Raw genomic sequence first — 10,683 nt, 5'->3', positions numbered from 1 at the left:
GTGGCCGGATTTTACTCCGCCCCTACGGCGTGATTATCGCGCCGTTACCGTGGCAGACTTTTGCACCGCCGCTCTCATATTAGCGGAAGCTCACTTTGAGTAGGAGCGTATTTACCTAACTTCCTCTGAAATAACGGAAGTTAAGGATGTGTTCGGTTACGAGCATTACATCTCGTGAGATATGCCTCGTGTGCCATCGACGTGTTCAGCGTCGCTGACGTCTCACGCCTGGATTTCAGATTGAGAGCTGTATGTATCGCGTTTTGAACTGCCTGGCCTTCGAACACGACCCATGGCTTGTCGGATTGGCAGGTCTTCTGTGCTTTTTGTCCTGTTTTGCCGCTATGACTCTGCTGCAGAGAGCCCGACACGCTTCTCGATGGCAGAGGTCACTTGGTTCTTTATCGCGGGCATTGCCGGCGGATTTGGCATTTGGGCAACTCACTTCTCGGCGATGATAGCATATGACACCGGTGTTGTTGTCGGGTATGGGCTGTGGCTGACCATCATCTCCTTGATCATCGCCATCGTAACAACGGTCGCAGCCGCCGGATCAGCGACATACTTGACCGGTACGGTGGGGGTGCTCGCCGCTGCGATCTTGTTCGGAACCGGCGTATCCAGCATGCACTTTGTCGGGATGAACGCGGTTGAGTTTCCAGGGCATTTCATCTGGGACGAGGGAATGGTTTTGATGGCCGTCATCTTAGCCACCGTATTTTCCATCCCGGCATTCTACCTTCTTGAGACGATTGGAAAACGGCACCTTCCGGTTTTGACCGCTGCCCTCTTCCTGAGCTTTGCGATCGTTTCGATGCATTTCACCGGGATGGCTGCAATCACTGTCGTGCCAGACCCCACGGCAATGGACGTTGTAAACCTGCTTTCGCCTACAGTCATGATCCTTATGATTGTAACGGTGGCCAGCGCCTTGCTGATTTGTGGAATTACCGCGGCCTATTTTGCGGCCCGCGCGGAAAGTATGGTTTCAGCGAGCGACAAGAATTTCAAATTTTTGGTTCAAGGTGTGACTGACTATGCGATCTACATGCTCGATACTGAAGGACGGGTCGCGAACTGGAACGCAGGCGCTGAGCGCGCCAAAGGTTACAAGGCTTCAGAAATCGTTGGAGAGAATTTCTCGCGGTTTTATTCTCAAGCGGATCAGCAGCAAGGGCTACCCCTGAGGGCGCTTGAAGAGGCGCGGACGAAGGGAACATTTGAGTCCGAAGGATGGAGAGTGCGAAAGGATGGCAGCCGGTTTTGGGCGCACGTTGTTATAGATCCGATTTCGGACGACAACGGTATCCTGATCGGCTTTGCAAAAATCACGCGAGATTGTACTGAGCGAAAAGCCCATGAAGAGCGCCTGGAAGAGCTGTCCAGAAACCTCTCTATGGCAATGGATAATATGGCCAACGCCTTGTGCCTCTTCGACGGTTCGGAAAAGCTCGTCCTGAACAATCAGCGGATCCGCGAGATCTTCGATATTCCGGAAGACACGGTACTGATCGGGCGAACATTCAAGGATCTATGTGACGAGCACTATCAGCGGGGTATCGAGCTCGATGACGATGCAGAAGGCTTCTATCAAAGCCATCGTCACATTATCACGAATGGTGTTGGCGGCGAAATAATCCGCACGATAGCCAGCGGCAAGGTTATCCGGACACAGCATTGCCCCACGGCCGATGGCTCATGGGTAACGACAATTGAAGACATTACCGCACGCGTCCAATCCGAAAATCAGATAGCCCATCTTGCGCGTCATGATCCCCTCACTGGACTTTCCAACAGGCGCCAGTTCATAGAGCTTCTTGAGAATGCGCTTCATGATGCGGATACGCGCACCGATAAGGTGGCGGTGGTTTGCATTGATCTCGATGGGTTCAAGGACATCAACGACACGTTCGGGCATGGTGCCGGTGATGAAGTGCTCTGCACCCTCGCGGGACGCTTGATGGAAACAAGTCGAACTGATGAAATGATAGGCCGCTTCGGTGGTGATGAATTCGTTGCGGCGAAGAAATTTTCACACGATGACGAACTGCAAGACTTCGTGGCTCGTTTGAACAGGGCACTGACAAAGCCTATCAACCTTCAGCATGGCGATCTCCACCCGGGTGCAAGTCTCGGTGTCGCAGTATGGCCAAACGACGCGGCCGACCGCGAAAAGCTTATCAGCAATGCCGATATGGCGATGTACCGGTCAAAGGACAGCCTTGACGAGAAGATCTCCTACTACGAGGCGAGTATGGACGAGACGGCGCGCGATCGTCGCGCCATGGCCCGGGACATATGGACGGCATTGGACGAAAATCAGTTCTTTCTCAATTACCAAGTCCAGCGATCGGCCAAGGATCAAACGATCACAGGTTACGAGGTGCTTCTGCGCTGGAAGCATCCCGTTCAAGGCTTGATATCACCTGTCGTGTTCATCCCCATTGCCGAGGAGTGCGGTGCAATTATCGCGTTGGGTGACTGGGTTCTCGAGCAGGCGTGCCGACAGGCCGTGGAAAGGGGGCTTGAACACAAGATCGCGGTGAACCTCTCGCCCCTGCAGTTGATGAATGTTGCATTGGTCGACCGAGTACGTACGGTGTTGTCGGAAACCGGCCTGCATCCTTCAAGGCTTGAGCTCGAAGTGACGGAAAGCGCCATTATTGGAGACAAGGCAAGAGCGCTCCATATCCTGAGACAGATCAAGGATATGGGAGTGACCATCGCCATCGACGATTTCGGTACGGGCTATTCCTCGCTAGAAACATTGCGTTCGTTCCCCTTCGACAAAATCAAACTTGATCGAAGCTTCATCAACGAGTTGGATGGCCGGCAGTCTAAAGCGTTCGTGCGTGCAATAGTTGCGCTGGGCAAGAGCCTTGACGTATCGATCTTGGCTGAGGGGGTCGAAACCGACCACCAACTTGAAGTCCTGCTTTCTGAGGGATGCGATGAAGTTCAAGGCTTCTTGTTTGGACGACCATGCCCTCTCGACCAAATCTCGAGTCAAAATTGCATTGCCGATCGAACGCATAGTGCTGAAGCAGCTTGATCTCATGCATCCTCATTTGTTCGCGCTGATAACAGAAAGAGCTGAAAATCGCATTGGTAATGATGCCGATCAACAAAAACAGCGATCGTCGCGTGGCAGATAGTATTAACGGGGCCGGAGGTTCGTATCCGCTCAAGAGCTTAGATATGTGTGGTTTCTATCCGTGCCATATTTCGCAATACCTCATAATTACTTTTCGATAGCGGAATGCCGTCCTTGTCTGCCTTAGCGCGGGTGATATGCCGTCGATCGCCCGGCAGGCGTTCCTGACCCGCTTCCAGCACCAGATTGCAGATGCCCGCGACACGTTCTGAAAACTGTTCATTGCCGCCGCGGGCCGGGTCTATGGCGACAAAGAATTGGCCGGTGAATGGCGTCTGCGCTCCCTTGTGGCCACTCCAGTCGAACTCGCCGGAAAAATGCCCACCGGTCAGTGCGGCGCTGAGAATTTCCACCATCAGGGCAATCGAGTTGCCCTTGTGGCCGCCAAACGGCAGCAAGGCGCCGCCATCAAGAATCGCTTTCGGATCGTTGGTGGGTAAACCGTCGCGATTGACGCCCATGCCGGGTTTCAGTTCGTGGCCGGCGCTCGCGGCGATCTGCACATCGCCATGGGCGATAGCGGACGAGGCCTGATCGAAGACGAAAGGAGCCTTGCCCGCTCTCGGTGAGGCGAACGCCACCGGATTGGTGCCGAACACCGCCTTTTTGCCGCCATGCGGCACAACGCAGGCCATGCTGTTGACGACGCTGAGCGCCACCAGCCCTTCGTCGGCAAAGGGCTCGACATCCGGCCAGAGCGCGCTGAAATGGTGAGAACGGCGAATGGCGAGTACGGCGACACCGTTTGCCTTGACCTTCTCGATCAGAAGCGGACGCGCGGCAAACATGGCGGGCTGCGTAAAGCCACCCTTCGCATCGACGCACGAAGGCCGGACCGACGTCTTCCACTTCCGGCACCGCCTTGCCATCCACCCAGCCGCTGTTGAGCGACGAGACGTAACCGGCCATGCGAAAGATGCCATGGCTGAGAGACCCGTCGCGTTCACAGCCCGCGCAGTTTTCCGCAAGAATCCAGGCATTGCGGTCGGAAACGCCATTCTTCTCGAAGATGCTTTGGAGAAGAGCAACGAGATCGGCATAAGACAGGTGGATTTTTGCCGTGTCGGTTATCGTCACTCTCCTGTCGTCCCGTTCAGGCGTTGGTCGACCAGCGACAGCCAATAACGCACACCGTGCACGATGGCGTTGTCGTTGAAATCATAGGCGGGATTGTGCAGGTCGGCGCTGTCGCCATTGCCGAGCCAGATCATCGCACCGGGGCGCTTTTCCAGCATGTAGGAAAAATCTTCTGAACCCATCGTGGCCGGCCAGTCGGTGTTGACCCGGCCTGCCCCGGCAACAACGGATGCGGCCTGTGCGGCAACCTTGGTCTTTTTGGGATCATTGACAGTGACCGGATAACCGGGACGCCAGTCAATCATGGCCTCGCAGCCAAGTGGTTTTGCGGTGCTGGTCACGACATCGCAAAACCGTGCCTCGACCATTTTGCGAGTGTCGGCATTCATGGTGCGGATGGTGCCACCAAGGCGGATGCTGGCCGGGATGACGTTGAGCGCGCCGGCATTGCCGCCCTCCAGATAGGTGACGGACAGACGGGGTCGAACGGATTGGTGAAGCGCGAAGCGATTGCCTGAAGTGCCACGATCATCTGTGCGCCGGCCAGAACCGGATCATGGGCCAGATGTGGATAGGCGGCGTGCCCGCCCTTGCCGTTGATGGTGATCACGAACCGGTCGCCACCTGCCATCATCGCGCCGCTGCGGATCGCGAACGATCCGACGGCGAGGCCCGGCTGGTTGTGCATGCCGTAGACTTCCTCGATGCCGAAACGCTCAAGCACACCTTCTTCGATCATCACGCGCGCGCCGGCGCCGCCTTCTTCGGCCGGCTGGAAGATCAACACGACCTTGCCGGCGAAATCCCGGGTTTCGGCAAGCTGTTTTGCCGTGGCCAGCAGCATGGCGGTATGCCCATCATGCCCGCAGGCATGCATCATGTTTTCCACCTTCGAGGCATAGGGAAGGTTGGTCTGCTCGGCCATCGGCAGGGCATCCATGTCGGAACGCAGGGCAATCGTGCTGCCCGGCCCCCTATTGCCATTGATGACGGCGACGACGCCCGTCTTGGCGATCCCGCCGACCACTTCGTTGCAGCCGAATGCCTTGAGATTTTCCGTTACCAGAGCTGCCGTCTTCGGCAGGTCGAACAGCAGTTCGGGATGCTGGTGGATGGTTCGACGCCATTCTTTTGCTTGGTCCGCGAGAGCGCCGAGGGAAGGGGCGTCGAAGGTCATGTTTGCTCCAGGGCGTTATGCGGACGCGGCATTCCGGAAGGGCGAACGATCCGGATCGGGATCGGGCATCGCATCCAGCAGCATGCGCGTATATTCGTTTGTCGGTCGCTCGAAGATATCTTCAACCGGGCCGCTTTCAACCAGCTTTCCACGATAGATCACAGCGACTTCATCGCAAATATAGCGGATGACGCCGAGATCGTGGCTGATGAAGAAATAGGTGAGGCCGAGTTCTTCCTGCAGCCGGTGCAGGAGGTTCAGAACATCGGCCTGAACCGACACATCGAGCGCCGAGGTCGGTTCGTCGAGGATGAGGAATTCCGGCTTGGCGGCAAGCGCCCGCGCAATGCCGATACGCTGGCGCTGGCCACCGGAAAATTCGTGCGGATAACGGAAGAGATGTTCTTCCCGCAACCCGACCTGCAGCAGCAATTCCAGCACGCGCTCCGTACGCTGTCGCGCCGTCATCAGCACGATGTCGCGATGGATGACCAGCGGTTCGGCAACGATGTCATGAATCGTCATGCGCGGATCAAGCGAGGCGTAGGGGTCCTGAAAGACGATCTGCAGCCGTGCCCTCAGGCGCCGCATTTCGGTCGGCGTCAGTTTGCCGATATCGGCGCCGTCATAAAGAATATTGCCTGACGTCAGCGTTTCCAGTCGCAGGATACAGCGTGTCAGCGTCGTCTTGCCGGAACCGCTTTCACCGACAAGGCCAAAGCTCTTGCCCTTGCGCACCCGTAGGCTGACATCGTCGAGCGCACGAAAACCTTCGGTCTGGCCGAACAGACCCTTGCGCTGGCCGGGAAAGATTTTCGAGACGTTGTTGATCTCAAGCATTACTGGGCCTCCGGCATGACGCCGCCAAGGCCGCGGAGTTCGCCGCGCTTGGTATGGGCTGTCGGAATGGAATTGAGGAGCGCCTGTGTATAGACATGGGCAGGCTTTTTCAGAACGTCCGTGACCGGTCCGCGCTCCAGAATACGGCCGCGATACATGACCGCGACATGAGAGCAGATCTGCGCCACGACGCCGAGATTGTGGGTGATCATCAACACGCCGATGTTTCTCTCTGCCACCAGATCATGGATCAGTTTCAGGATCTGCGCCTGAACCGAAACGTCGAGTGCGGTCGTCGGTTCGTCGGCGATCAGCAGGTCCGGCTTGCCGATCATCGCCATGGCGATCAGTACGCGTTGTTTCATGCCGCCGGAAAACTGGTGCGGATAATCGTGGATGCGTTCCGCTGCCTTCGGAATGCCGACCTTGTCGAGCATGTCGATGGAAACACGCTTGGCCGCCTTTTTCAGGTCGCGAGAGGACGCGCCGGGTTCGAGGCCCAGCACGGTCGGGTCGGCATGGCCGGTATGCAGCGCCACATCGACCAGCTGCGTGCCGATACGGAAGACCGGGTTGAGGTTGGTCGTCGGGTCCTGAAAGATCATGCCGATCTTGCGGCCGCGCAGCGTGCGCATCTCCTTCTCGTTCACCTTCAGCACGTCGCGGCCTTCGAATTCAATCGAGCCGGCGAGATAACGGCCGGTTGCCGGCGGAATGAGGCGCGAGACGGAGAGGCCGGTGAGCGACTTGCCGGAGCCGGTCTCGCCGACCATGCCCCAGATCTGGCCGCGCTCGACCTTGAGGTCGATGCCGTGCAGGATCTGCGTTTCGCCCTCGAAGCTGCGCATGGAGAGGTTGAGGTTCTTGATATTGAGGAGTGTCATGTCGTCACCTCACCGCCGTGCCTTGGGGTCCATGACGTCGCGCAAACCGTCGCCAAGGAGGTTGAAGGCAAGAACTGCCAGAAAAATGGCGCAGCCCGGAAAGACCGCCGTCCACCAGTAATCCGGCATGTCGGCGCGGGCGACGGAGAGAAGCGTGCCCCATTCCGGCGTCGGCGCCTTCACGCCGATGCCGACAAAGCCGAGCGAGGCGACGGTCAGCACCGCAAAGCCCATGTCCAGCGATGCCTTGACGATGATCGGCGACATGATGTTGGGCAGGATATGGCGACCGAGAATGCGTGGCCAGCCGGCACCGAGCGCTTTTGCGGCGGTGATGAACTGCTCTTCCTTCTTGCCGATCACCTCGCCGCGCACGAGCCGCGCATAGGCCGGCCACCATGTGATGGCGATGGCGATGATCATGTTGGTGACGCCGGTGCCAAGCGCCGCCGCGACCGCCATGGCAAGGATAAGACTCGGGATGGTGAGCAGAAGGTCGGTGATGCGCATCAGCACTTCATCGATCCAGCCGCCGAAATACCCTGCGATCGCACCGATAATGCCGCCGACGACAATGGCGATGATGACGACGGCAAGGCCGGAAAACAGGGAGACCTGCGAGCCGACGAGGACCAGCGAAAACACGTCCTGTCCCAGCGCGTTGGTGCCGAACCAGTAGTCTGCTCCGGGCCTCATGAAGCGGGCAGCCGTATTGGTGCCGCCTGCCACATGTTCGGGATGGGGCACGATGAAGGGTGCAAACAGAGCTACGAAGACGAGCGCCACGACGATGGCAAGGCCGATGACGGAAAGCCAGCTCTGGCGAAAACGGTAGAAAGCGCGGGACCAGTTTTCCAGCCGTGCCGACTGGTCGCGCTTCGGGAGGGTTACGGGTGTTGTGGTCATGTGTAACGAACCCTCGGGTTAAAGACGCCGTAGAGCAGGTCGACGATCAGCATGGTGACAAGATAGATCATGGCAATGACCAGCGTGACGCCGATGACCGGCATGAAGTCCTGGCTGAGGATCGCCTGCGTGGCGTAGAGGCCGAGACCCGGCCAGTCGAACACCGTCTCGACCAGAACCGTGCCCCCGAGAAGCCAGGACACGTAGAGACCGATGACGGTCAGCGTCGCGGTCATGGCATTCTTCAGCACGTATTTGAACAGGATTTTGGTGTTCGAGATGCCGAGCGCCCGTTCGGTCATGACGAAATCCTGTTGCAGCACCTCGATCGTCGACGCACGCATCATGCGCATGATGGTCGCCAAAGGGGAAAGCGACATGGCAAAGGCGGGGAGAGCGAGGTGCTGCAAGGCGATCGGCAGCGAATACCAGTCGCCGGCGAGAATGGAATCGATCGTATAGAAACCGGTCGGGCCTTCCGGCGGGATCTCGATCAGCGGAAAACGGCCGGAAAGCGGCAGGATGTCGAGCCAGGAAACGAACATCAACTGCAACAGCAGGCCGAGGAAAAAGCGCGGCATGGCGATACCGCCGAGCGCCACCGTGCGGGTCAGGTAATCGACGAGGCCATTGCGATAAACGGCGGCGGCAAGGCCGAGCGGAATGCCGAGCACGATGGCGATCAGCATGGCAGCTGCCACCAGTTCCAGCGTTGCCGGCAGGAAGGTCATGATGTCTTCGAAGACCGGCCGGCGCGTGAAGATGGACACGCCCCAGTCACCCTGAACCAGTCCCGTCACGTATGCCCAGTATTGCAGGGGCAGCGATTTATCGAGGCCGAATTCCTGGCGCACGCTTTCGATCACATCGGGCGTGGCATTGGGGCCGGCGGCAAGCGCCACAGGATCACCGGGAAGAAGGCGGGCGATGGCGAAAACGATCATCGTCAGCCCGATCAGCATCGGGATCAAAAGGACGAGGCGTCGCAAGGTGTAAAGGATCATGGGCGCTTCCGGTGGTCAGGTGAGGCGCTGGAATAGGATCATCCAGCGCCCCTGATGTCATCAATCAAGCGACAGCGGCAGAAGCTCGATGGCGTTGGCGGCAACCGGGGTGAAGACGAAGTTCTTCACGTTTGCGCCAAAGCCGAGCTTGCGCTTTTCGAGCACGCCAAAGATATCCGGCGCATCGTCGACCACAAGCTCCTGGAACTGCTTGTAAAGATCCGCACGCTTGGTCTGGTCGGTCTCGATACGTGCGGCCTCGATCAGCTTGTCGACTGCCTCGTTCCTGTAGACCGGGTTCTGCCACTGGCCGTTGCGCGACGAGTGATAGGCGGCGAAGGCGACATTGTCCGGATCGGCGTAGTTTGCCGTCTGGAACAGGCACATGAAGCTCGGCATCGTGTCCGGAGACTGGGCAGCCGCAACCGTGTCCGGCCAGGTGGCGGGGCGGATGTCGAGCTCGATGTTGAGCGCCTTCAGCGCCTCCAGCAGCAGCAGAGACCAGCGGCGCTGGTTTTCGTAACCGGTGGCATGCATGACCGAAAGCTTGATGCCGCCATCCTTGTATTCGGACTTGGAGAGATATTCCTTCGCCTTCTCCATGTCGTGACGATAGACGGTCAGGTTCGGGTCGTGGCCAAAAATGCCGGTCGGCAGCGGGCCGACCATCAGTTCGGCAGGACCGGCGGCATCCAGCATGCTCTGGTAGTTGAACGCGTGCGAGATCGCCTTGCGCAGGTTCTTGTCGGCAAGCGGTCCCTTGGCGGTGTTCATCTTGATCGAGAAGGTGCGGTATTCCGGCTCTATGACGCTGACCACGGCCGGATTGTCCTTCAGGGCCGCCATATCCTCGGCGTAAAGTTCCAGCGCGATATGCGCTTCCTTGCGCTGCAGCATCATGCGCTCGGTGGAAGCCTCGCGGACGATCTTCCAGATCGCGCCTTCGAGATTGCCGCCGCCCTGATGCCAGTCGTCCTTGACGCGGATGAATTCGTAGAGATTGCCCGGTGCAACGCGGCCCATCTTGAACGGGCCGGAACCGGCCGTGTTCTTCATCAGGTAGGCCTGACCGTCATCGCCGCCGATATTGGCTTCGACCATTGTATGGTTGACGATGAACATCCAGGGCAGGACCTGCAGGAACGGGGCAAACGGCGCCTTCAGGTCGAAGGCAACGGTCTGGGCATCGACGGCCTTGACGCTGTCGGCATCGACGATGCCTGCAATCATCCACGAGGGACCACGCTTCAGCTTGACGATACGTTTGAAGGAATAGACGACGGATTCAGCCGTGACCGGCGAACCATCTTGAAATTTCGCGGTCGGATCGAGCTTGAATTCGTAGTGCTTCTGGTTTTCCGAAACGGTCCAGCTAACAGCCAGACCCGGCTTGACTTCCGGCGGCGTGCCGACGACGCGCACCAACGCATCATAGGTGTTGCGGAACAGCATGGCCGGGGCATAACCGGTGGCGACATGCGGGTCGAAATTCGGAATGTCGACGCTGCTTGCCATGATCAGGATCTTGCGGCCTGCGGCAAAGCTTTCGAGCGGCATTGAGGCGAGCGCGGCAGCCGAAACGGCGGTGCTCATAAAATTGCGACGGGTCATTTTCATGCGAATGATCTCCTGGCTTTTGAG

The 10,683-nt window shown here is 58.3% G+C and carries 6 protein-coding genes and 2 pseudogenes; 1 reads left to right on the top strand and 7 read right to left on the bottom strand.

Annotation, left to right across the window (positions count from 1 at the left end; all coding sequences use genetic code 11):
* The first annotated feature begins 319 nt into the window (after positions 1-319).
* Entirely contained in the window at positions 320-3,052 is a 2,733-nt protein-coding gene (locus tag AAIH70_RS30175) for a bifunctional diguanylate cyclase/phosphodiesterase (protein ID WP_430037844.1), read from the top strand.
* A 140-nt stretch (positions 3,053-3,192) separates the two neighbouring features.
* Here AAIH70_RS30175 and AAIH70_RS30170 read toward each other — a convergent pair.
* The 7 genes and pseudogenes from AAIH70_RS30170 to AAIH70_RS30140 form a co-directional block, all read right to left on the bottom strand.
* Positions 3,193-4,231, bottom strand: a pseudogene (locus AAIH70_RS30170) (Ldh family oxidoreductase).
* A pseudogene (locus AAIH70_RS30165) lies at positions 4,228-5,408 on the bottom strand (amidohydrolase). Before AAIH70_RS30165 ends, AAIH70_RS30170 begins: the two co-directional pseudogenes overlap by 4 nt.
* A 15-nt stretch (positions 5,409-5,423) precedes the next feature.
* Positions 5,424-6,248 (bottom strand): ABC transporter ATP-binding protein, encoded by an 825-nt coding sequence (locus tag AAIH70_RS30160; protein WP_430037841.1) that lies wholly within the window; start codon positions 6,246-6,248, stop codon positions 5,424-5,426.
* Positions 6,248-7,132 (bottom strand): ABC transporter ATP-binding protein, encoded by an 885-nt coding sequence (locus AAIH70_RS30155; RefSeq protein WP_430037838.1) that lies wholly within the window; start codon positions 7,130-7,132, stop codon positions 6,248-6,250. Before AAIH70_RS30155 ends, AAIH70_RS30160 begins: the two co-directional genes overlap by 1 nt.
* A gap of 9 nt (positions 7,133-7,141) precedes the next feature.
* On the bottom strand, positions 7,142-8,038 hold the full coding sequence (locus AAIH70_RS30150; protein ID WP_430037836.1) for an ABC transporter permease: 897 nt from the start codon (positions 8,036-8,038) through the stop codon (positions 7,142-7,144).
* Complete coding sequence (locus AAIH70_RS30145) at positions 8,035-9,042, bottom strand: ABC transporter permease (RefSeq protein WP_430037834.1); 1,008 nt, start codon at positions 9,040-9,042, stop codon at positions 8,035-8,037. The genes AAIH70_RS30150 and AAIH70_RS30145 overlap by 4 nt, the downstream gene beginning before the upstream one ends.
* 60 nt (positions 9,043-9,102) lie before the next feature.
* Positions 9,103-10,659: an ABC transporter substrate-binding protein gene (locus AAIH70_RS30140; RefSeq protein ID WP_430037831.1), complete on the bottom strand. Its 1,557-nt coding sequence runs from the start codon at positions 10,657-10,659 to the stop codon at positions 9,103-9,105.
* Positions 10,660-10,683: the final 24 nt, after the last annotated feature.

This window comes from Neorhizobium sp. BT27B (assembly GCF_050455485.1).
GTDB lineage: Bacteria > Pseudomonadota > Alphaproteobacteria > Rhizobiales > Rhizobiaceae > Neorhizobium.
The sequence above is the reverse complement of the archived record's forward strand: the minus strand, read 5'-3'. Positions and strand labels throughout refer to the sequence as shown.

Excerpts from the sequence above, each read along its gene's own strand:
- AAIH70_RS30160 (WP_430037841.1), bottom strand. The coding sequence starts at position 6,248 with ATGCTTGAGATCAACAACGTCTCGAAAATCTTTCCCGGCCAGCGCAAG.
- AAIH70_RS30155 (WP_430037838.1), bottom strand. The coding sequence starts at position 7,132 with ATGACACTCCTCAATATCAAGAACCTCAACCTCTCCATGCGCAGCTTC.
- AAIH70_RS30150 (WP_430037836.1), bottom strand. The coding sequence starts at position 8,038 with ATGACCACAACACCCGTAACCCTCCCGAAGCGCGACCAGTCGGCACGG.
- AAIH70_RS30145 (WP_430037834.1), bottom strand. The coding sequence starts at position 9,042 with ATGATCCTTTACACCTTGCGACGCCTCGTCCTTTTGATCCCGATGCTG.
- AAIH70_RS30140 (WP_430037831.1), bottom strand. The coding sequence starts at position 10,659 with ATGAAAATGACCCGTCGCAATTTTATGAGCACCGCCGTTTCGGCTGCC.